The 22,091-nt window shown below is 72.5% G+C and carries 18 protein-coding genes and 1 pseudogene; 15 read left to right on the forward strand and 4 right to left on the reverse strand.

Annotated elements, in window-relative coordinates; all coding sequences use genetic code 11:
* Positions 1 to 28 precede the first annotated feature (28 nt).
* The 3 genes and pseudogenes from ACIBN2_RS45195 to ACIBN2_RS45205 all read left to right on the forward strand — a co-directional run.
* A complete protein-coding gene (locus tag ACIBN2_RS45195) occupies positions 29 to 148 on the forward strand; it encodes a SapB/AmfS family lanthipeptide (RefSeq protein ID WP_399143621.1) in 120 nt (39 codons plus the stop codon).
* Between the two features lie 127 nt (positions 149 to 275).
* Positions 276 to 1,976: an ATP-binding cassette domain-containing protein gene (locus ACIBN2_RS45200; RefSeq protein WP_399143622.1), complete on the forward strand. Its 1,701-nt coding sequence runs from the start codon at positions 276 to 278 to the stop codon at positions 1,974 to 1,976.
* A gap of 473 nt (positions 1,977 to 2,449) precedes the next feature.
* Positions 2,450 to 3,400 (forward strand): annotated as a pseudogene (locus ACIBN2_RS45205) (ATP-binding cassette domain-containing protein); the annotation flags it as partial.
* Positions 3,401 to 3,706: 306 nt separating this feature from the next.
* Here ACIBN2_RS45205 and ACIBN2_RS45210 read toward each other — a convergent pair.
* Entirely contained in the window at positions 3,707 to 4,315 is a 609-nt protein-coding gene (locus ACIBN2_RS45210; protein ID WP_399143623.1) for a LuxR C-terminal-related transcriptional regulator, read from the reverse strand.
* 334 nt (positions 4,316 to 4,649) lie between these two features.
* On the opposite strand from ACIBN2_RS45210, the gene ACIBN2_RS45215 reads away from it, so the two are divergent.
* On the forward strand, positions 4,650 to 6,794 hold the full coding sequence (locus ACIBN2_RS45215; RefSeq protein WP_399143624.1) for a SpoIIE family protein phosphatase: 2,145 nt from the start codon (positions 4,650 to 4,652) through the stop codon (positions 6,792 to 6,794).
* Between the two features lie 138 nt (positions 6,795 to 6,932).
* Here ACIBN2_RS45215 and ACIBN2_RS45220 read toward each other — a convergent pair whose 3' ends face one another.
* Positions 6,933 to 8,342, reverse strand: coding sequence for a S1 family peptidase (locus ACIBN2_RS45220; RefSeq protein WP_399143625.1), 1,410 nt, complete (start codon positions 8,340 to 8,342; stop codon positions 6,933 to 6,935).
* 192 nt (positions 8,343 to 8,534) lie between these two features.
* Between ACIBN2_RS45220 and ACIBN2_RS45225 the strand changes: the two genes are divergently transcribed.
* From ACIBN2_RS45225 to ACIBN2_RS45245, 5 genes are all read left to right on the forward strand, one after another.
* Positions 8,535 to 8,948, forward strand: a complete 414-nt coding sequence (locus tag ACIBN2_RS45225) for a PaaI family thioesterase (RefSeq protein WP_399143626.1) — start codon at positions 8,535 to 8,537, stop codon at positions 8,946 to 8,948.
* 456 nt (positions 8,949 to 9,404) lie between these two features.
* Positions 9,405 to 9,620, forward strand: a complete 216-nt coding sequence (locus ACIBN2_RS45230) for a type A2 lantipeptide (protein WP_393870490.1) — start codon at positions 9,405 to 9,407, stop codon at positions 9,618 to 9,620.
* A 120-nt stretch (positions 9,621 to 9,740) separates the two neighbouring features.
* Entirely contained in the window at positions 9,741 to 10,547 is an 807-nt protein-coding gene (locus ACIBN2_RS45235) for an HlyD family efflux transporter periplasmic adaptor subunit (protein WP_399143627.1), read from the forward strand.
* Positions 10,544 to 12,766, forward strand: a complete 2,223-nt coding sequence (locus tag ACIBN2_RS45240; RefSeq protein ID WP_399143628.1) for an NHLP family bacteriocin export ABC transporter peptidase/permease/ATPase subunit — start codon at positions 10,544 to 10,546, stop codon at positions 12,764 to 12,766. Before ACIBN2_RS45235 ends, ACIBN2_RS45240 begins: the two co-directional genes overlap by 4 nt.
* Position 12,767: 1 nt before the next feature.
* Positions 12,768 to 15,584 carry an NHLP bacteriocin export ABC transporter permease/ATPase subunit gene (locus ACIBN2_RS45245; RefSeq protein WP_399143629.1) on the forward strand — a complete coding sequence of 939 codons (2,817 nt, stop codon included), beginning with the start codon at positions 12,768 to 12,770 and terminating at the stop codon, positions 15,582 to 15,584.
* Positions 15,585 to 15,588: 4 nt separating this feature from the next.
* Here ACIBN2_RS45245 and ACIBN2_RS45250 read toward each other — a convergent pair whose 3' ends face one another.
* A complete protein-coding gene (locus ACIBN2_RS45250; protein ID WP_399143630.1) occupies positions 15,589 to 16,116 on the reverse strand; it encodes an SRPBCC family protein in 528 nt (175 codons plus the stop codon).
* 6 nt (positions 16,117 to 16,122) lie between these two features.
* Complete coding sequence (locus ACIBN2_RS45255) at positions 16,123 to 16,467, reverse strand: ArsR/SmtB family transcription factor (protein ID WP_399143631.1); 345 nt, start codon at positions 16,465 to 16,467, stop codon at positions 16,123 to 16,125.
* A gap of 162 nt (positions 16,468 to 16,629) precedes the next feature.
* Here ACIBN2_RS45255 and ACIBN2_RS45260 point away from each other — a divergent pair, with 162 nt between their 5' ends.
* The 6 genes from ACIBN2_RS45260 (at position 16,630) to ACIBN2_RS45285 (ending at position 22,090) form a co-directional block, all read left to right on the forward strand.
* Positions 16,630 to 18,132 carry an MFS transporter gene (locus ACIBN2_RS45260; RefSeq protein WP_399143632.1) on the forward strand — a complete coding sequence of 501 codons (1,503 nt, stop codon included), beginning with the start codon at positions 16,630 to 16,632 and terminating at the stop codon, positions 18,130 to 18,132.
* A 155-nt stretch (positions 18,133 to 18,287) separates the two neighbouring features.
* On the forward strand, positions 18,288 to 19,295 hold the full coding sequence (locus ACIBN2_RS45265; protein WP_399143633.1) for a Ppx/GppA family phosphatase: 1,008 nt from the start codon (positions 18,288 to 18,290) through the stop codon (positions 19,293 to 19,295).
* A gap of 161 nt (positions 19,296 to 19,456) precedes the next feature.
* On the forward strand, positions 19,457 to 20,470 hold the full coding sequence (locus ACIBN2_RS45270) for an iron-containing redox enzyme family protein (RefSeq protein ID WP_399143634.1): 1,014 nt from the start codon (positions 19,457 to 19,459) through the stop codon (positions 20,468 to 20,470).
* On the forward strand, positions 20,471 to 21,145 hold the full coding sequence (locus ACIBN2_RS45275) for a HemK2/MTQ2 family protein methyltransferase (RefSeq protein ID WP_399143635.1): 675 nt from the start codon (positions 20,471 to 20,473) through the stop codon (positions 21,143 to 21,145). It begins immediately after the preceding gene.
* Entirely contained in the window at positions 21,126 to 21,323 is a 198-nt protein-coding gene (locus tag ACIBN2_RS45280; RefSeq protein WP_399143636.1) for a CDGSH iron-sulfur domain-containing protein, read from the forward strand. The genes ACIBN2_RS45275 and ACIBN2_RS45280 overlap by 20 nt, the downstream gene beginning before the upstream one ends.
* Before the next feature lie 149 nt (positions 21,324 to 21,472).
* Positions 21,473 to 22,090: an STAS domain-containing protein gene (locus ACIBN2_RS45285; RefSeq protein ID WP_399143637.1), complete on the forward strand. Its 618-nt coding sequence runs from the start codon at positions 21,473 to 21,475 to the stop codon at positions 22,088 to 22,090.
* The last annotated feature ends 1 nt before the right edge of the window (position 22,091 follow it).

Here is a 22,091-nt window from a genome sequence, read left to right on the forward strand (position 1 = left end):
GGATGGAAACCGAAGGAAGGACACCACCATGGCACTTCTCGACCTGCAGACGATGGAATCCGACGAGCACACGGGCGGCGGAGGCGGCGGCAGCACCGTCAGCCTGCTTTCCTGTGTCAGCGCGGCGAGCGTCATCCTCTGCGTCTGACGCTCACCGAACGCCCATGGCTCCGGGCGGTCCGCTCCCGCGAGGGACGGTCCGCCCGGGGCCCTGCGCACCCCCTGCGACCTCCCCCTGCGACCCCCGGATGCGAGGCAGCGGTCGTATGGCGACCATGACGACTCGTGCCGCAGATCCCGCCGGGTTGCTGAACTCCGCCACCCGGCACAGCGGGGCCCGAAGTGTGGCCCTGGGCCTGGTGAGTGTGGCGTCGACCGCTGCCGCTCTGCTTCTGCCGGCCACGCTCGGCCGCACCCTCGACCTGCTGCTGGCCCACGCCCCCGCGACCCGCTGGGTGCTGTGCTGCGCGGGCCTCGTGCTGCTGGCCGTGCTGCTCGACGCGTGCGAGACCGTGCTCGGCGGCACCGTCGACGCACGGACGACGGCGTGGCTGCGGCGACGGCTGACGGAGCATGTGCTGGCCGTCGGCCCGCGCGCGGCGGCCCGCTTCGGGCCCGGTGACCTCGTCGCCCGGCTCGTCGGCAACGCCTCCCAGGCGGGAACGGCTCCGGCCGCCCGCGCCGCCCTCCTCGCCGCGCTCGCCGGACCCCTCGGGGGCATGGTCGCGCTCGGCCTCATCGACCTGTGGCTGGCGGCCGTGTTCCTGGCCGGGGCACCGGTACTGACCCTGCTGCTGCGCGCCTTCACCCGTGACACGACCCGCTGCGTGGCCGACTACCAGCAGGTGCAGGGGCGGATCGCGGGCGCGCTGGCGGAGGCGGCCGCCGGTCACCGCACCATCGAGGCGGCGGGCACGGCGGACAAGGAGGCGGCGCGGATCCTGCGGCCGCTGCCTGAACTGTCCCGCGCGGGACACCGCATGTGGCGGGTGCAGGGGCGGGCCGCGGCGCAGGCGAGCACCGTGGCGCCGCTGCTGCAGCTCGGGGTCGTCGCCGTGGCCGGGCTGCTCCTGGCCCGGCATCGGCTGTCGGTCGGCGAGGTGCTGGCGGCGTCCCGGTACGCGGTGCTCGCGACCGGAGTCGGCGTGCTGGTCGGCCAGTTCGCGAGCCTGGCCCGGGCCAGGGCGGCCGCCGGGCGCCTGGCCGAGGTCCTCTCGGAGCCGGCCACCGCCCACGGCGACCGCCGGCTGCCGCCGGGCCCGGGGCGCTTGGAGCTGCGCGGTGTGACGGCCCGGCGCGGCGGGCGCACCGTGCTCGACGGCGTCGACCTCGTCGTCCCCGGTGGCACCACGCTCGCTCTGGTCGGCCGCTCCGGGGCGGGCAAGTCGCTGCTCGCCGCGCTCGCCGGCCGCCTGGCCGACCCGGACGCCGGCGAGATCCTGCTCGACGGCGTCCCCCTGCGCGACCTGAGCCACGGCGAACTGCGCCGGGCCGTCGGCTACGCCTTCGAACGTCCCGCCCTGCTCGGCACGACCGTCGAGGACGCGATCGCTCTCGGCCCGCGGCCCCTCTCCCCGGCGACCGTCCGCGAAGCGACCCGCCTCGCGTGCGCGGACGACTTCGTACGGCGCCTGCCGGACGGCTACGCCACCCCGTGCGCCGACGCCCCGCGCTCCGGCGGCGAGTCCCAACGCCTCGGCCTGGCACGCGCGTTCGCCCACGGCGGCCGCCTGCTCATCCTCGACGACGCGCTCTCCAGCCTCGACACGGTGACGGAAGCCCGGATCACCGGCTCCCTCCTCACCCACGGCACCCACGACACCCGCCTCCTCATCGCCCACCGGGCGGCCACGGCGGCCCGGGCGGACGCGGTGGCGTGGCTGGACGGCGGGCGGGTGCGGGCGGTGGGGACGCATGCGGAGCTGTGGCGGACGGACGGGTACCGGGCGGTGTTCGGGGACGGGGGGCCGGGATGAGGGACAAGGTCCGGCGGCAGGAGCCTCGCGACGGCCTCCGCGCGCGTGGCCTTCGTTTCCTGTGGTCCCGCCGTGGGGTCCTCCTGCGGCTCGCAGGCTGGTCCGTACTGGAGGCCGGGCAGACGTTCCTCACCGGGTACGCCCCCGCGCGCGCCCTCGACGCGGGGTTCCTGGCCGGGCGGGTGGACGTCGGGCTCGCCTGGCTCGGGGTGGCCGGGCTCGGGGTCGTCGTGGGGGCGTACGGGACCGGGCGGGTCTACGCGGCCGTCGCCGCGCTCGTCGAACCCCTGCGGGACCGGCTCGTGGAACGGGTGGTCGGCCGCGGGGTGCGGGAGGCCGGCGGCGGGGCGCTGTCGGGGCTCACCCAGCAGGTGGAGATCGCGCGGGAGACCTTCGCCGGGCTGGTGATGGTGTCGCGCTCGTTCGTGTTCACGGCGGTGGGGGCGCTGGCCGGGCTCTGCTCGCTGGCACCGATGCTGCTGCTGGCCGTAGGGCCGCCGCTGGTGGCCGGAGTCGCCCTGTTCGCGGCCTCGCTGCGGCCGCTGGCCCGTCGGCAGGAGGAGTTCCTCGTCGCCGACGAGGCTCTGGCCGAAAGCCTCGGTTCCGTGTGTCCGGGGCTGCGGGACATCACCGCCACCGGTGCCGAGGAACGAATCGCCGCCGACACGGGAGAGCGTGTCGACGCCGAGCTGCGCGCCGCCCGTTCCCTCGCCCGCTGGGGCGTCGTACGGGTGGCCGCGCTCGCGATCGGCGGCCACGTCCCGATCGTGCTCCTGCTCGCCGCCGCCCCCTGGCTCCTGGCCCACGGCGTCACGGCGGGCGCCCTGGTCGGCGCCCTCGCCTACGTCACCCAGTCCCTCCTCCCGGCCCTGGGCAACCTGGTCCACGGCCTCGGCACGAGCGGATCACGCCTGACGGTGGTCCTGCGGCGCCTCACCTCGGCGCCCGCGCCCCATGCGCCGGCGCCCGCGCGAGGACGCCCCGAGGAGCACTCCCCCGCCCTCTCCCTCACTTCCGTCACCTTCGCCTACGGCCCGGCCGCGACCCCCGTGCTGAAGGACCTCGACCTCAGCCTCGCCCCCGGCTCCCACCTGGCCGTCGTCGGCCCCAGCGGCATCGGGAAGTCCACGCTCACCGCGCTGGTCGCGGGGGTGCTGGAGCCGCGTCACGGCACGATCCGGGTCGGCGGGCTGCCGGTGCCCTCCGCGGCGGCCGCGCGGTATCGCGTCCTCATCCCGCAGGAGGCGTACGTCTTCACCGGCACCGTCGCCGAGAACCTCGCCCACCTCCGGCCGGACCCGGTGCCCGAGGCCGAACTGCTCGACGCGGCCGACGCCGTGGGGCTCCGTCCGCTGCTCGACGCGCTCGGCGGGCCCGGCGCCCAGATCGACCCGGCGGCGCTCTCCGCCGGCGAACGGCAGCTGATCGCGCTGACCCGGGCCTATCTGTCGGATGCCCCGCTCGCGCTGCTCGACGAGGCGACCTGTCATCTGGACCCGCAGGCCGAGGAAACCGCCGAGCGTGCGTTCGCGCGGCGGCCGGGAGGCACCCTCGTCGTCGTCGCCCACCGCATCAGCTCGGCCCGGCGCGCGGACCGGGTGCTGGTCATGGACGGGCGGGGCACGGCCTACGGCACCCACGACGAGCTGCTGGAGACGTCGCCGCAGTACCGGGAGCTCGTCGGCAGCTGGGCGCCCGTGCCACCGGGCGCGGCCCTCCCCAGGACGGCGTCACAGCCAGCCCTCCCCCTGCGAGATGCGGATCGCGTCGATGCGGTTGCGGGCTCCGGTCTTGCGGGTGATGGCCGCCATGTAGTTGCGCACGGTCCCGTGGGACAGGTGGAGGCTCCCCGCGATCTCCGCGACGGAGGCGCCCTCGGCGGCCAGGGACAACACGCTCAGTTCGCGCCGGGTCAGCGGCATCTCGGCGGCCTTGAGGAAGCCGTAGCCGAGCGAGTCGTCGACGAATCGTTCCCCCGAGGCGACCCGCCGGATCCCGCGCACCAGGTGATCCGGTGAGCCCGCCTTGTCGACATAGCCGGTCGCCCCGGCCTCGATGGCCCGCTTCAGCAGGCCGGGCCGGTGCGCACTCGCCAGGACGAGAAGTCTCGGCCGTATCTCGTCCTGGCCGCGTAAGCACAGGTCACCGAGTGGTGGAACGCCGTATGTGTCCGCGGCCTCCAGATCCGCCGCACACACATCGGGGCGCAGCAGCCGTGCCCGGCCGTGCGCCCCTCGCCATGGTGTGTCCTCCACGCGGAAGTCCGGTTCCCTTCGCAGCCACTCCGCCAGGACCGATCGCACCAGACACGCATCGTGCACCAGTAATACCCGGATCACAGCCCGCCCCTCGTTTTCGTCCGCGGTCGGAATTAGTGGTGAACGCGTGCCCATTCTTCGCGCCCGCGACCACGCCAGGGGCGCGAAGTTCCGGCCATTACGGGGCGCGGGGGCGCGGGCACGGCGTTCACGCACCACCACGCGCAACGAGTGAGAGGGAATGATTCCGGGCCGAGGGGGTACGGGGCCGTTCTTCACCGTTGCGGGGGAGTTCCTGCGTCCGTGTGCCGGACCGCGCGGCGCCCGCAGAACCGCTCGCCGTGCGCGAGCGGCCGTCACGGGGCAGATTTGGTCCCTGGGACCCGTCGCGCGGCCGGGCGAGGAGGTGGTCGGCGTGTCCGACGGGCAGAGGTCCGTACAGGCGCCGGCGGCCGCGAGGACGCGAGTGGGCCGGCCGCTGCTGTCGCTGGCGCTCGCGTCGATGATGGACGAGGTCCACGCGCACTCCGGCGCGGTGTATCTGCTGGCGCCGGGCGAACCCGTGCTGGAGATGGCCGTGATGGCCGGGCTGCCCCGCGCCTTCGCCGCCCCCTGGGAGCGGGTCGGGCTCAGCGCGCCGATCCCGGTGGCCGACGCGGTGCGGGAGCGGCGGCTGGTGTGGGTGGGCGGTGAGGAGCAGATGGCGCGCAGCTATCCCCGGATCTCCGTCGTGCTGCCGTACCACTTCTCGCTGGCCGCGCTCCCGGTGGCGACGGAGTCGAAAGCGTACGGCGCGGTCTTCGTGACCTGGCCCGGCGCCCATCCGCCCGAACTGTCCGACCGCGAGCGCGAGCATCTGACCGCGGCGTGCGGCCGGCTCGCGCTGCGGCTGGAGCGAGCCGTGGAGGACAGCCGTCCCGTACTGCAGGAGCCCGATCTGCTCGGCGCGCCGCAGGTGGGCGGTGCGGCGGGCTCACTCGGCTCGGTGGAGGCGGCCCGGATGGTGTCGCGGCTGCCGTACGGGCTGTGCTCGCTCGATCTGCACGGCCGGGTCAGCTTCGCCAACGCTGCGGCGGCCGAGCTGATCGGGCTCCCGGTCAGCCGGCTGCTGGGCACCCAGCTGTGGGCGTCGGTGCCCTGGCTGAACGACCCCGTCTACGAGGACCGCTACCGGGCCGCGCTGCTCAGCCAGCAGACCACGTCGTTCGTGGCGCTGCGCCCGCCCGGCGACTGGCTGTCGTTCCGGCTGTATCCGAGCACGTCCGGGCTGAGCGTCCGGGTCACCCGGGCGCGGGCGGTGGCGGAGATGCACAGGGCCGCCCCGCAGCCCGGCAACGCCCCGTCCCGGCTGGTCACCATCTCCCAGGTGCTGACCCTGGCCGGGGCGCTCACCGAGGCGGCGGGCGTGCAGGACGTGGTGCAACTCGTCGCGGACGAGATCGCGCCGGCCGTCGGCAGCCGGGCGCTCGTGATGCTCGGCTCACGGGCGGGACGGCTGCATGTGCTCGGGCACCGCGGCTACGAGGACCCGCAGGTCGTGGAGCGGTTCAACGGGCTGCCGCTGGCGGAGCCGACGCCGGGGACGCACGCCCTCAACACCGGGGTGCCCGCGTTCTTCGACTCGCGGGAGCAGCTGGAGCGCCTGTATCCGTCGCGGCACGCCACGCCCGACGGCTTCGCGGCCTGGGCCTATCTGCCGCTGGTCGCCTCGGGCCGGCCGGTGGGCACGTGCGTGCTCGCCTACTCGGAACCGCACGCGTTTCCCGCCGACGAGCGGGCCGTGCTGACGAGTCTGGGCGGCCTGATCGCGCAGGCCCTGGAGCGGGCCCTGCTCTACGACGCCAAGCACCAGCTGGCGCACGGCCTCCAGGAGGCGCTGCTGCCGCACTCGTTGCCGCCGCTGCCCGGCCTGGAGGCGGCCTCCCGCTATCTGCCCGCCACGCACGGCATGGAGATCGGCGGCGACTTCTACGACCTGGTGCCCTCGCAGGGCGTGGCCGCGGCGGTGATCGGGGACGTGCAGGGCCACAACGTGACCGCGGCCGGCCTGATGGGGCAGATCCGCACCGCGGTGCGCGCCTACACCACGGTCGGTCAGGCTCCGGAGGAGGTCATGCGCAGCACCAACCGGCTGCTGATCGACCTCGGCACCGACCTGTTCGCGAGCTGTCTGTATCTGCGGCTCGATCCGGCGCGTGGGCGGGCGGTGATGGCCCGGGCGGGACATCCGCCGCCGCTGCTGCGCCGCCCTGACGGACGGGTGCGGGTGCTGGACCTGGCCGGCGGCCCGCTGCTCGGCATAGACGACACCGCCGTGTACCCGACGACGGAGGTCGACCTCGCGCCCGGCTCCGTACTCGCCCTCTACACCGACGGGTTGATCGAGTCCCCCGGCATGGACATCGAGGACGCGCTCGCCGGGCTCGGCGAGCGTCTGGCGGAGGCCGGGGAACTGCCCCTGGACGAGCTCGCCGACCATCTCGTACGGCACAGCCCGGCCGCACGCGAACGCCTCGACGACGTGGCGCTGCTGCTCCTCAGGGCCCGGGCGCAGGACTGAGGGGCGGGCACCGGCACGACGGACGGTCCGGCCCTCGTGCGGGAGGGCCGGACCGTCCGTCGTGGACCCGGAATGCGGATCTGGCCGATCAGTGGATCGAGACGTGGGACGACTCAGTTGGTCCCGGTGAAGGACGACTCAGTTGGTCCCGGTGAGGGACGACGAACCGTCGCCCGCGCCGGCACCGCTCTGGTCGCCCGTGCCGGTGCCGGACTGGTCACCGGTGCCCGCGCCGGACTGGTCACCCGCGCCGGCCCCGGACTGGTCACCGGTCCCGTCGCTCGCCGTGGCGGACGGGTCGGCCGTGCCGCCACCGCCGACCGCGTCGCCGCCACCGGCCGCGTCGCTCGCGGAGGCGGACGGGTCGGCGGAGCCGGCCTGGCCGGCGGCGCCCGCACCGCCGTCGCCGAGCGTGGCGCCGGTGGCCTGCAGGGCGGCGGTGACCGGCTGGAAGAAGGTCTCGCCGCCGCTGGTGCAGTCGCCGCTGCCGCCGGAGGTCATGCCGACCGCGCTGCCGTCCTGGGTGAACAGGGAGCCGCCGCTGTCGCCGGCCTCGGCGCAGACGTCGGTCTGGATGAGGCCGGTGACGGTGTCGACGCCGTTCGGGTCGGTCTCGCTCTGGAAGTTGACCGTGGCGTCGAGACCGGTGACCGTGCCGTCGTGCAGACCGGTGGTGCTGCCCATACGGAAGACCTGCTCACCGACGGTGGCGTCGGCGGCCTGGGTGATCTGGACGGGCTGGCCCTCGCCGGTGTTGACCTCGCTCGGCGCCTGGGTGTTGGGGTCGTCGTACTTGATGAGCGAGAAGTCGCCGTTGCCGGGGAAGGTGGCCTGGTCGACCGTGGCGATGGGCTGTCCGGTCTCGGAGTCGGACCACTGCTTGGCGGCCACGCCGCAGTGACCGGCGGTCAGGAAGGCCGGACTGCCGTCGCTGGCCTTGACGTTGAAGCCGAGGGAGCAGCGGACGGTGCCGCCCTGCACCTGGGAGAAGATGGCGTCGCCGCCCGACACGAGCGTCTTGAAGGTGCCCGAGGAGCGCTTCACGGTGGCCATGCCGTCGCCGAGGCTCTTGACCGTGGAGGTCAGTCTGTTCCAGTCGGCGCCGGTGACCGTGGAGTCGGCCGAGACCGCGAGCTTGTTGGTCTTCGGGTCGACCGCCCAGGCCGTGCCCGGGATGGTCGCCTTGGCCTTCAGGGTCTGCGCGCCCGTCTTCAGCGCGGCGAGGCTGTTGCTGACCTCGCGGACCTTCGCGCCCGCCTTCTTCGCCTGGACGACCACGTTGTTGTTGTCGCCCGGTATGACGTTGACGACCAGCTGCTTGGCGGCGGCGTCGTAGTACGACCCGGCGAAGGCCTGACCGAGAAGGCTCTGAAGCTGCGAGGCGAGATCCGAGGCGTCGGTCGCCTTCATGGTCTTGGGGGCGGCGTCGGTCGACGAGCCGCCCTGCGACGCGTTGGCGTGAGGCAGCAGGATTGCGGCCGCGCCGAGCGCCACGACGCTGCCCGCCGCGATCGCGGCCTTGCGCTTCGGAATTCGCTTGTGACTCAAACTTCTCGACCTCCTGGGGGGACCGGAGTCTTTGTGCCGCCGTACGGCAGCTGTTCTGTTCGGGCGCCTGGATGGCTGTTGGTACGCACGGGCCGCACGGTGCGTTCAATTCCGTTTGCCAACTCGCTTTGCCCGATGCCGAATCGGCCATGACGCGCGCCCGGCGAACCGACGCGGGGAACAATCGCCCATATGACGATGACCATCGCCGAAGCCGACAAGATCCTCTCCGCCAACTTCGCCCCCTGGGTCCTGGAACTGGGCCTGACCGTGGAGGCGTTGGGTGCCGACCGGGCCACACTGCGCCTTCCCTGGTCGGACCGGCTGTCGCGGGAGGGCGGCGGGCTGTCGGGGCAGGCCCTGATGGCCGCCGCCGACACGGCCACCGTGATCGCGGTGTCGGCCGCGCGCGGGGCGTTCGTCCCGATGACGACGGTGCAGCAGTCCACGTCGTTCCAGCGCGCGGTGACCGGCGCGGATGTCCTGATCGAGGCGGTGCTCACCAAGCTCGGCCGCCGGATGGCGTTCGCGGACATCACGATGACCGACGCGGCGTCAGGGGAACTGGCCGCCCGCGCGAGCACGGTCTACGCACTGCTGGGCTGACACGCTCCGCAGTCGAACGGCGACCGTCCGTTCAGAACACGCATCTGAATCCAAGCTTCAACCAATCTGCACAGCCAATACGCAACGGGGGCACCGCGCACGAAGGATCTGCACACGCCCGCGCCTTGCGCCGGGCCGTTGTGACGGGAGTGTCGGATTCGTCGATCCGGCGGCAAGACCCCGGGCGAACCAATGCCGTGACGCATGTGAAGAAGTCGCCACCGATTCGTGCGCAGCCCTGCACCGATCGGTACCCCTGCGGTCCAAGTTGCCTGGTGAGACGCATGGTTGATTGGAAGCCCGGCCCCGCACCGTGCTTTGATCCATCGCACCGCGGGGGCCGCGAAGGGTTCCCGGCAACGGGCGCCCGGCGCTCGCGGTCGCGGCCGTCGCTCTGTCCCCCAGAGGGGGGCCGCTCCCCCCTTGTGAAATATCCATACGAAGGGAAGTTCCATCATGAACTCCACCCCCCGCGTTGAGACCGTCGAGATCTCCGACGCCGAGCTGGACAACGTCTCCGGCGGCCTTTCCGTGAACGCGGTCAACACCGTCACCGGTGCCCTGGACGGCGTTGCCCCGGTTTCCGGCGTTCTGAACACCGCCATCGGCACCGTCGAGGGTGTGACCGGCCTGAGCACCGCTCCGGTCACCAACCTGGTCGCCGGTCTCTGATCGCACCTTTTGTGATCGTTGAGTCCCGGAGTCGTATCGCGGCTCCGGGGCCTTCGGTTGTCGTGAACCAGCCGGCTCGCGCGAGCCGGTCCTCTCTCGTTTTCAGGTGAGGGAAGTTCCGTGCAGTTCCGCCAACAGGCCCTCGCCAAGCTCCAGTCGCCGGAGGAGCTGGACCTTCCGGTGCGCTTCGCCCGCCCCCAGGGCTGGCTCGTGCTGTCCGTGACGGTGGTCGCCGTGGCCGCCGCCTCCGTGTGGGCGGTGACCGGCTCGGTGACCTCCACCGTCGGCGCGCCCGCCATCCTCACCCACGGCGAAGGCAGTTACATCCTGCAGAGCCCGGTCGCGGGTCAGGTCACAGCGGTCCTCGCCGAGCAGGGCGAGCGCCTGCCGGCCGACGCCCCGGTCCTGAAGGTGAAGACGGCCCAGGGCGACACCGTCGTCCGTACGGTCGCCGCGGGCCGGATCACCGGCCTCGCCGCCACCATCGGCCAGATCATCCAGACCGGCGCGAACGTCGCCGCGGTGGAGAAGGTCGCCAAGGCCGACGACCCGCTCTACGCCACGGTCTACGTCCCGGCGGAGAACGCGGCCTCCATACCCGCGAACGCCGGCGTGGACCTGACGGTCTCCTCGGTGCCCACCCAGACGTACGGCGTGCTGCACGGCCATGTGAAGTCGGTCGACCGCTCCGCGCAGTCGTCCCAGCAGATCGCCGCGTTCCTCGGGGACAGCCAGCTCGGTGAGCAGTTCACCAAGAAGGGCCGCCCGGTGGCCGTACTGGTCAAACTGGACAAGTCGTCGAGCACGAAGAGCGGCTACCGGTGGTCGTCCAAGGACGGGCCGCCCTTCCGCCTCTCCTCCATGACCATGGCCTCGGGCTCGATCCGGCTGGCCGATCAGCGTCCCGTCGATTGGCTGCTGCCGTGAGCACCGCACAGGAGACGCGGAGCAGGCGACGCGCCGCTCCGCCCAAGCGCCCCGTGCCCACGGGGAAGTCGAAGACCGTCCGCACCCCCACCGTCCTGCAGATGGAGGCCGTGGAGTGCGGCGCCGCCTCCCTCGCGATGGTCCTCGGCCACTACGGCAAGCACGTACCGCTGGAGGAGCTGCGCATCGCCTGCGGCGTCTCCCGCGACGGCTCGCGCGCCAGCAACCTGCTGAAGGCGGCGCGCAGTTACGGCCTGACGGCCAAGGGCATGCAGATGGACACGGCCGCCCTCGCCGAGGTGAAGACGCCGGCCGTCCTGTTCTGGGAGTTCAACCACTACGTCGTCTACGACGGCATGGGGCGCCGCTTCGGCCGCCGCGGGGTCTACATCAACGACCCCGGCAAGGGCCGCCGTTTCGTGCCCATGGAGGACTTCGACGGCAGCTTCACCGGCGTCGTGCTGGTGATGGAGCCCGGCGACGGCTTCACCAAGGGCGGCCGTAAGCCCGGCATCCTGGGCGCGATGCCCGCCCGGCTGCGCGGTACCGCGGGCACCATGCCCGCCGCGGTGCTGGCGAGCCTGCTGCTGGTCCTGGTCGGTGCGGCGGTGCCGGCGCTCAGCCGCACCTACATCGACGAGTTCCTCATCGGCGGCCAGACCTCGCTGCTGACCGTGCTGTTCGCGTCGATGGGCGCGTGCGTACTGCTGACCGTGGTCCTGACCTGGCTCCAGCAGTCGAACCTGCTGCACGGCCGGATCATCTCCTCCACCCTCTCCAGCGCCCGCTTTCTGCGCCATCTGCTGCGGCTGCCGGTGACCTTCTTCTCGCAGCGCAGCCCGGCCGACCTGGTGCAGCGGCTGCAGTCCAACGACCAGGTGGCCGAGACCCTGGCCCGCGACCTCGCGGCGGCGGGCGTGGACTGCGTGGTCGTCGTGCTGTACGCGATCCTGCTCTACACCTACGACCCGCAGCTGACCTTCGTCGGCATCGGCGTCGCCCTGCTCAACATCGTCGCGATGCGGGTGGTCGTACGGCTGCGTGCGACCCGGACGGCCAAGCTGCGCGCGGACAGCGCACGGCTGACCAACACCGCGTACACCGGTCTTCAGCTGATCGAGACGATGAAGGCGACCGGCGGCGAGGACGGCTACTTCCGCAAGTGGGCCGGGCAGCACGCCACCACGCTGGAGGAGCAGCAGCGGCTCGGTGTGCCGAGCGCCTGGCTGGGCGTGGTCGCGCCGACGCTCGCCTCGCTGAACAGTGCGGTGATCCTGTGGATCGGCGGCATGCGGGCGGTCGAGGGCGGCATCTCGGTCGGCCTGCTGGTCGCCTTCCAGTCGCTGGTCACCCGCTTCACCGCCCCGATCACCCGCCTCAACGGCGTCGCGGGCCGCATCCAGGACTTCGCCGCCGACGTGGCCCGTCTGAAGGACGTCGAGAACTTCCAGGCCGACCCGCTCTACGGCCGCAACGGTGCCGGCGACTCCACGCGCCGCCTGCACGGCCACGTCGAGCTGCAGAACATCAGCTTCGGCTACAACCCGCTCGACAAGCCGCTGCTCACCGGCTTCGACCTGACCGTGGGCCCAGGCCAGCAGGTCGCCCTCGTCGGCGGTTCCGGCAGCGGCAAGTCCACCGTCTCCCGGCTGATCTCGGGCCTGTACACCCCGTGGGAGGGCGTGATCCGCATCGACGGACGGCGCCTGGACGACATCCCGCGCGGCGCGCTCGCCGCCTCGGTCTCCTTCGTCGACCAGGAGGTCTTCCTCTTCGAGGGCTCGGTCCGCGACAACGTGGCGCTGTGGGATCCGTCGATCCCGGACGACGCCGTGGTGGACGCCCTGCGGGACGCGGCCCTGTACGACGTCGTCACGCGCCGCCCCGGCGGCATCCACAGCAAGGTCGAGCAGGACGGCCGCAACTTCTCCGGCGGGCAGCGACAGCGCCTGGAGATCGCCCGCGCGCTGGTGCGCCGGCCCAGCATCCTGGTCCTCGACGAGGTGACCAGCGCCCTGGACGCGGAGACCGAACTGGTCGTGATGGACAACCTGCGCCGGCGCGGCTGCGCCTGCGTGGTGATCGCGCACCGGCTGAGCACCGTGCGCGACAGCGACGAGATCGTCGTGCTCGAGCACGGCACGATCGTGGAACGCGGACGGCACGAGGACCTGGTGGCGCGCGGCGGCGCGTACGCCGCGCTGGTCAGGGAACGGTGAGATGACGACCTCTCAGGAAGGCGACCTGGTCCTCGGCGCGCTCGGGTCCATGGGCTCGCGCGTCGACTGCACCGGCCTGACCCGGCTCGACCTCGAAGGCCCGCAGGTCCTGTGGCTGGTCGCGTCCGGCAGTCTCGACCTGTTCGCGGTGGACGCCGTGCAGCAGGGCCACTGGCACCACCTCGGCCGCCTGGAGGCGGGGTCGCTGCTGCTCGGCCCGGTCCCGGGGCCCCAGCACACCCTGGTGGCGCGCCCGTTGCGCGACTGCGTGGTGCACCGCATAGGACTGCGCGAGCTGTACCAGCCGGCCAACACCCAGACCTGGTCCTACGACGACTACGGCAACCCCCAGTACGTCCCGCCGCAGACCAGCCCCCTGGAGTACGCCCTCGCGCTCGGTGTGGGCCGCAGCCTGTCCATCCTCTTCCAGGCCCCGATGGCGACCGAGCGCGCCGCCGAGATGACGGACGACGACGTCTTCTGGATGCAGGTGCCGCCGGGCAGCGTCCAGTACGGCTCCCTCTACGGCGCCGAGGCGGCTGCCGACCTGCTGATGGACCCGGGCGTCTGGCAGAGCATGGTCGACCAGCAGTACCGGCTGCTGACCACGCTGGACCGCTGGATCGAGCAGCTGGAGCGTACGCACGAGACCCGGACGGCGGCAGGCATCAAGGCGGGCGAGGCGGTCCGGGCCCAGGCCGACCGCACCCTGCTGGCCTCCATCGGCAAGTCCTCGGGCAAGCGCACCACGGCCGCCGACGCCGACGCCTCGTACGCGGTGTGCAGGCTGGTCGCGGACGCGGCCGGGATCACGCTGGCCGAACCCGCGCAGAGCGGCACCGAGAACGACCGGCTGGACCCGGTGGAACTCGTGGCCATCGCCTCCCGTGTCCGGACCCGGGCGGTACGCCTGGACGGCAGCTGGTGGCGGGACAACGTCGGCCCGCTGGTGGGCCACCGGGCGCTGTCGGGTGCGCCGGTCGCGCTGCTGTGGCGGCGCGGCGGCTACGTAGCCGTACACCCCGCGACCGGGCGTGAGACCCCGATCGAGAAGGCCAACGCGGAGGAGTTCGAGCCGCGCGCGGTCATGTTCTACCGCCCGCTCCCGGACCGCGCGCTCAGCCCGCTGCGGCTGCTGCGGTTCAGCATGCAGGGAACCGGCGGCGACCTGACCAACCTGCTGGTCAGCGGACTGGTCACGGTGGCGATCGGCGCGCTGGTGCCGATCGCGACCGGCAAGGTGCTCGGCGAGTTCGTGCCGAAGGCCGAGACGAACCTGATCGTCCAGGTCTGCCTGGCCGTGATGCTCACCAGCCTGGTGGCGGCGGCCTTCATGCTGCTGGAGAACCTGACCATCCTCCGTATGGAGGGCCGGATCGAGGCCACCCTCCAACCGGCCGTCTGGGACCGGCTGCTGAGACTGCCGACCAAGTTCTTCACGGAACGCTCGACGGGCGAGCTGGCCAGCGCGGCCATGGGCATCAGCGCGATGCGCCGGCTGATGGCGGGCGTCGGGCCCGTCGTCGCCCAGTCGGTGACCATCGGCGCGATGAACCTGGCCCTGCTGTTCTGGTACAGCGCCTCGATGGCCTTCGCGGCGATCGGCATGCTCGTCGTCATCGGCGCCGTCTTCCTCGGGCTCGGCCTGTGGCAGGTGCGCTGGCAGCGCAAGCTGGTCGTGCTCGGCAACAAGCTGAACAACCAGGCGTTCCAGACGCTGCGCGGGCTGCCCAAGCTCCGGGTGGCGGCGGCCGAGAACTACGCGTACGCGGCCTGGGCCTCGGAGTTCGCGCACAGCCGAGAACTGCAGCAGAAGGTGGGGCGGATCAAGAACCTCACCACGGTGCTGGGCGCGGTGTATCTGCCGCTGTGCACCCTGCTGATGTTCATGCTGCTGGCGGGTCCGGCGCGCGGGGTGATGTCGGCGGCCGCGTTCCTCACCTTCAACACCTCGGTGACGATGGTGCTGACCTCGGTGACCCAGCTGACCGGCGCGTTCGTCTCCACGGTGGCCGCGCTGCCGCTGTTCGAGGAGATCAAGCCGGTGCTGGACGCCACCCCGGAGGTGCGCACCGGCTCCACCCGGCCCGGCCCGCTGACCGGTGCCATCGAGGCGCGGCGCCTGTCGTTCCGGTACTCCGACGACGGCCCGCTCGTCCTCGACGACCTGTCGTTCGAGGTGCGTCCCGGCGAGTTCGTAGCGGTCGTCGGCCCCAGCGGCTGCGGCAAGTCGACCCTGCTGAGGCTGCTGATCGGCTTCGACAAGCCGGTCTCGGGCAGCGTCCTGTACGACGGCCAGGACCTGGCCGCGCTCGACCAGTCGGCGGTGCGCCGGCAGTGCGGTGTGGTGCTGCAGCACGCGCAGCCGTTCACCGGCTCCATCCTGGACGTCATCTGCGGGACCGAGCCGTACACTCCGGAGGAGGCGATGGCGGCGGCCGAGATGGCGGGTCTCGCCGAGGACATCAAGCGGATGCCCATGGGCCTGCACACCATCGTGTCGGGCAGCGGTGCCGTCTCCGGCGGCCAGCGTCAGCGCCTGATGATCGCGCAGGCGCTGATCCGCAGGCCGCGCATCCTCTTCTTCGACGAGGCGACCAGCGCCCTCGACAACGAGACGCAGCGCACGGTGATCGAGTCGACCAAGGCCCTCCAGGCCACCCGCATCGTCATCGCGCACCGTCTGTCCACCGTCCTGGACGCCGACCGCGTGATCGTGATGGAGGACGGGAAGATCGCCCAGCAGGGCCCGCCCGCACAGCTGCTCGCGGACACGGGCGGGCGGCTGCACGAGCTGGTGCGGCGCCAGATGGCGTGAGGGGTCAGTCGAGGCCGGGCACCGGTGCCCCGCTGGGCACACCGGCCTCGATGTAGCGGTCGTAGAACTCCTTCCACGGTGTGCTCGCCCCGGCGTGCGGTCCCTCGATCCGCTCGCCGCGCGCCTTCGCGTCGAGCGCGGCCAGGCACACCTCCCAGCCGGCGCCGTTGCGGGACGCGGTGTCGGCCGCCTGCAGGACGTTGGTGAGGGTGAAGCGGGTGCGCCCCTCGTCCAGGGCCTCCAGGTCGAAGTGGAGCTCGTCGCCGCCCCATTCGAAGGAGAGGTGGCGCGGCTCGTCGAGGCCGAGCACCCGGCCCGTGGACTCGGGCATGTTCGGGTCGCCGGCGAAGGTGATCGTGCCGCCCGGGCGCGGGTCGATCTCGGCGCGGGAGGGGAACCACTGGGCGAGTTCCCCGGCATCGGTCACGAACTGCCAGACGCGCTCGATCGGATGGTCGTAGACGCGGCTGAAGCGGACGGCCGGGCGGCCGTCGTCCAGGGTCAGATAGGTGCCGGTGAGATCAGCGGCCATGGTGGATCAGTCCTTCGGGGCGGGTTCCTCGGGATCGTCCGGCGCCGTCTCGTCGAGGCGCCGGCCCAGCTTGTCCAGGCTGCGGTTCCACAGCTCGCGGTAGGGCGCGAGCCACGCGTCGAGCTCGGCGATCGGCGCCGGGTCCAGGGCGTAGACGCGACGCTGCGCGTCCTGCCGGACCCGGACCAGGCCGGCCTCGCGCAGCACCTTCAAGTGCTTGGAGGTGCTCGGCTGGCTCAGACCGCACGCTTCCACGATCTCGCCCACGGGCCGCGGCCGCTCCAGGAGCAGCACGACGATGGCCCTGCGGTGAGGGTCGGCGAGAGCGGTCCAGAGAGCGCTGTCGGACATGGCTCCAATATGCCGCCACGGTTATATTCCTGTCAAGGAATACATGGCGCTCGTCACGTCCAGCGAAACGTTGCCGTTTCGTTCGGGGTGGTCTAATCTCGACGTGTACGAAACCGTTTCGTTTAGAAACTGCTCGAACGACTTCCCTGGAGTGGTTCTCCCATGTCCCAGAAGACCTTGACCGACGGCACCCAGCAGGGTGCGGTCGAGGCGCCGCCCGAGGCGTCGCCCAAGCGGTGGTGGATCCTCGCGGTCATCGCCGTAGCGCAGCTGATGGTGGTGCTCGACGCCACCATCGTGAACATCGCCCTGCCCTCGGCCCAGGCCGACCTCGGCTTCTCCGACGGCAACCGGCAGTGGATCGTCACCGCCTACGCCCTGGCCTTCGCGTCCCTGCTGCTGCTCGGCGGCCGTATCGCCGACCTGTTCGGCCGCAAGACCGCCTTCCTCATAGGCGTGGTCGGCTTCGCCGGCGTCTCCGCGCTCGGCGGTGCGGCGAACGGATTCGGGATGCTGGTCACCGCGCGCGCCCTGCAGGGCGCCTTCGGCGCACTGCTCGCCCCGGCCGCGCTCTCCCTGCTCAACACGACGTTCACCGACGCCAAGGAGCGCGCGCGGGCGTTCAGCGTCTACGGCGCCATCGCCGGTGCCGGCGGTGCGGTGGGCCTGCTGCTCGGCGGCGTCCTGACCGACGCGTTCGACTGGCGCTGGACGCTGTACGTGAACGTGCTGATCGCCGTCGTCGCCTTCATCGGCGGCTGGGTGCTGCTGACCAACCACCGCGACGACGCGAGCGCCAAGCTGGACGTGCCGGGCACGGTGCTCGTCGCCGCCGGTCTGTTCTCCCTCGTCTACGGCTTCTCCAACGCCGAGACGCACGACTGGGGTTCGCCGCTCACCTGGGGCTTCCTGTTCGCCGGTGGCCTGCTGCTGGCCGCCTTCGCCTGGTGGCAGACCCGGGCCCGGCACCCGCTGCTGCCGCTGCGCATCCTGCTCGACCGCAACCGGGCCGCCTCGTTCCTCGCCGTGCTGATCTCCGCCGGCGGCATGTTCGGCGTCTTCCTCTTCCTCACCTACTACCTCCAGCTCAACCTCGGCTTCAGCCCGACCAAGACGGGCGTGGCGTTCCTGCCGATGGTCGGGGCGCTGATGGTGGCGGCACAGCTCGGCACCACGGTCCTGGTGCCGCGGATCGGGCCGAAGGCCGTCGTGCCGCTGGGCTTCGCGATCGCAGCAGCGGGCATGGCCTGGCTGTCCGCGATCGACATCGGCTCGAGCTACGCCGGCGCGGTGCTGCCGCAGCTGATCATCACCGGTGCCGGACTCGGCCTGGTGATGCCGGCGGCCATGCAGCTGGCCACCGGCGGGGTGGCGGCCGAGGACGCGGGCGTCGCCTCGGCCACCGTCAACGCCATGCAGCAGGTAGGCGGTTCGATCGGTACGGCCCTGCTGAACACGCTGGCCGCGAGCGCCGCCACCAACTACCTGGTCGGCAAGAACCCGGCCGACAAGCTGGTCCGGGCCCAGGCGACGATCGAGAGCTACACCACCGCCTTCTGGTGGTCGGCGGGCCTGTTCGCCGCCGGCGCGGTGATCGCGTTCCTGCTCTACCGCCGCGGGGTTCCGGAGCAGCACGAGGACGCGGCACCCGTCGTCCACATGTGATCCGGGGGACCTGAGCCGCACCGGTCCGAGGGGCCGCCGTCCGCAGGGAGACGGCGGCCCCTCTCCAAGTCCCGCGCCCTCGCGCGGCTTTGCGATTCGCTTACGGCTCCCCCCGGCGTGCGTGTGCGCGTCCGGACCGGGGTACCCACCGGGCCATGAGAATCAGCGTGGTGGATGTGGGATCGAACACGGTCCGGCTGGTGGTGGCGGACGCCGAGGGCGGGGTGCCGCTGCCGGTGCACACCGCAAAGTGGCGGCTGCGGCTGAGCGAGCAGGTGAAGCCGGGCAGCGACATCCCCGAAGAGGCGGTGGAGCGGCTGGTCACGGCGGTCGCGGAGGCGAGCCGGACCGCGACCCGCTGGGGTGCCGCCGGTCCGCTGGCCTTCGCGACCGCCGTGGTGCGGGCCGCCCCCAACCGCCAGGAGGTGCTGCGCGCCGTCCGGTCGCGGACCGGGGTCGCGCTGTGCACCCTGCCGGGCGAGCTGGAGGCCGAGCTGACGTTCCTGGGAGCGCGGCGCTGGATGGGCTGGCGGTCGGGACCGCTGGCCCTGCTGGACATCGGCGGCGGTTCCCTCGAGGTGGCCTTCGGACGGGGCCGACTGCCGGACTTCGTGGCCTCGCTGCCGCTCGGTGCGGGACGGCTGACCCATGAGTTCTTCCCGGACGACGAGCCGCCCGCGCCGGACCAGATGCGCGCGCTGCGCCGCAAGGTCCGGCACCAGCTGCGGGACGTGGCGGCGCGGATCCGCTGGGAGGGGCCCCGCACCGCGGTGGTCACCTCACGTACGTTCCAGCAGCTGGGCCGGTTGTGCGGGGCGGCGCCGGGGCGCCACGGCCCGTTCGAGGAGCGGCAGTTGCACCGCGCGGACCTGCGGGAGGCGGTCGGCCGGCTGGCGGCTCTGCCGGTCGCCCAGCGCGCCGGGCTGCCCGGCATCTCCGCGCCGCGCGCCCGGCAGAGCCTGGCCGGGGCCGTGGTCGGGCACACCGCGCTGAAGCTGACGGGCCTGAAGACGGTCAGCATCTGCCCGTGGGCGATCCGCGAGGGCGTGCTGCTGCGCCACATCGAGGACGGCGCGTCCTGGTGGGCGGAGATCACCCGCGTCGCCGAGGCGCCCACTCCCCCGGACCCGGTGCGGCTGCACCTCGCGGCCGCGACGACCTGAACCGGGGCCCGGGAACTTCCTGGTCCGAGGGGGAGCGATCGAGTGCCTCCGGGCAGGTCGGGCAGACGCCGGCCCGGAGGCACCCCGGCACCCCGGAGTGCCCGCTTCCCGTCCCGCCCCACGCCGTGGATGGCCCGCCGCCGCCCGGGTACCCGGCCCGCATGACGCACGACCACGCGGGCCCACGGCTGCCGATCCCCCGGGGACCGGTATCGGCCGCCGTGAAGGGCCATCTGCTCGACGCCGGACCGCTGCCGCGCCCCGAAGAGGTCGCGGTGGCGGACGCCTACGGCGACGACCTCCAGCTCGCCCTCTACCTCTGCTACGAACTGCACTACCGCGGCTTCGCGGGCGTCAGCCCCGACCACGAGTGGGACCCCGACCTGCTGCGCACCCGGGCGGCGCTGGAGCACCGCTTCCTGACCGCCCTGCGCGCGGACACCCCGGTGCACGACACCGTCGACGACGCGATCGCCGAGCTGCTCGTCGAGCCCGTCGACGGTGACGGCGTCTCCCATTTCCTGCGCGACGAGGGTGAGTTGTGGCACCTGCGCGAGTACGCCGCGCAGCGCTCGCTGTACCACCTCAAGGAGGCCGACCCGCACGCCTGGGTGCTGCCGCGGCTCGCGGGCCGGGCCAAGGCGGCCATGGCGGCGGTGGAGTTCGACGAGTTCGGCGGCGGCCGTGCCGAACGGGTGCACGCGCGCCTGTTCGCCGACCTGATGACGGACCTCGGCCTCGACACGGCGTACGGCCGCCATCTCGACGTGGCGAGCGCGGAGATGCTGGCCACGGTCAATCTGATGTCCCTGTTCGGCCTCCACCGATCCCTGCGGGGCGCGCTGGTGGGCCACTTCGCGGCCGTCGAGATCACCTCGTCGCCCGGATCCCGGCGGCTCGCCGAAGCGATGCGCCGCACCGGCGCGGGACCGGCCGCGGAGCACTTCTACGACGAGCATGTCGAGGCCGACGCCGTCCACGAGCAGGTCGTCCGCCATGAAGTCATCGAGGGCCTGCTGGCCGACGAGCCGCACCTGGCCTCCGACGTGGTGTTCGGCATCGGCGCCACCGGGTACACCGAGGACCGCCTGGCGGCCCGGCTGCTCGGGGACTGGCGCGCGGGCAGGTCGTCCCTGCGAACGCCCGTCTCTTCCGATATCTCCTTTATTTCGTGAATGCCGGGGTACTTGTGCCGGGTGAAACCACTGGTGACGCCGGGCGTGTACGCCCCGCAGGACGACACAGACCTCTTGGCCGGAGCCCTGTCCGAGGAGCCGCTGTCGCCGGGCGCGGACGTTCTCGACGTGGGCACCGGGTCCGGCGCGCTGGCCCTCGCGGCCGCGCGGCGCGGTACCCGCGTGACCGCGGTCGACCTCTCGTGGCGGGCGGTGTGGACCGCCCGCATGAACGCCTACCTGGCCGGACTTCCCCTGCACACCCGGCAGGGGAACCTGTTCGCGCCGGTGCGGGGCCAGTCGTTCGACCTGATCCTGTCCAACCCGCCGTACGTACCGGCTCCCACCGCCCGCATCCGCCCGCACAGCGCGGCCCGGGCCTGGGACGCCGGCCATGACGGCCGCCTCCTGCTGGACCGGATCTGCCGGGAGGCCCCGGACCTGCTGCGCCCGGGCGGCGTCCTGCTGATGGTCCACTCCGCGCTCAGCGATCCCGACCGCACGCTCGGCCATCTGCACGACGCCGGGCTCAAGGCGGCCGTGACCCGCCGCCGCCACATCGCGTTCGGCCCGGTACTGCGCTCGCGGGCCGGCTGGCTGCGCGGGCGGGGCCTGATGTCCGCCGAGGACCAGAAGGAAGAGCTGGTGGTCGTCCGTGCCGAACTCCCCGTCTGAACCCGCACGCCGCGTCAAGGTCCAGCGCCGGGGCCCGCTCCTCGTGGAGGGGCCGGTCGAGGTGGCGCTTGAGGACGGCAGCACGGTCCGCTCCGACCGCTTCCAGGTCGCGCTGTGCACCTGCCGCCGCAGCCGTCGCTTCCCGTGGTGCGACACGAGTCACCGCGACCGCAAATAGGGGCGTAATCAACCGAGTTGTCAAGCGATCTCACTCGCGTTCACCAGGTCGAGTGAACCGAGACGGAGGGATCTTCCGGCAGGGATGGCGCGCGCCGCGCCGGGGTAGCTACCGAGATCGAGCGTGCCCCTTGGCTTGGTGGAGCGGCCATGACTCCGGATGCTGACGACCACGCCTGCGAACCACCCGCTGCGAACCCGTACGCCCGTACCCGGGTGGTGGACGGGTTCGTCGTCGTCGAGGTCGTGGGCGAGATCGACGTGGCGACCGCGGAGTTCGTCCTGGAGCACCTCGACGCGGCGACCGGGCGGCCGTGCCCGGACATCCTGGTGGATCTGCGCGGCGTGGAGTTCATCGACTGCTCGGGACTGCGCGTGCTGTGCCGTGAACTCACCGTCCGAGCGGCCACATCCGATTGGGGACCACGACAGAGATCTCTCAGCAGGCATTTGGCACTGGACAACGGACACGACAAACCCTGTCCACAATTTCGGCTCATGGTGCAGGTCAGAGCCCACAGGCAGGGTCGGCAAAGCCTGGGCGAGAGCGACAGAGACGGCCCAGTCCACAGCATGAGCCCGCGCCAGCGCGCGCCTGCCTGCCGTGGCGTGCGCAATCGTTGTGGATCACGGCGCCGGCTGCGGGCTTCTTTGCCATCCACCAGTGCGTCGTCGTCGCTCTGCCTGTCGTCCGACGGCGGCGGTCCCGCCCCGCCGGCCCCTACGTGGGACGATCGGGCCCGTGGTCGGTGTGGCTTCGGTACGTGAG

Origin of the sequence: Streptomyces sp. NPDC050534 (assembly GCF_044457745.1) — a bacterium.
In the GTDB taxonomy this organism is placed as follows: domain Bacteria; phylum Actinomycetota; class Actinomycetes; order Streptomycetales; family Streptomycetaceae; genus Streptomyces.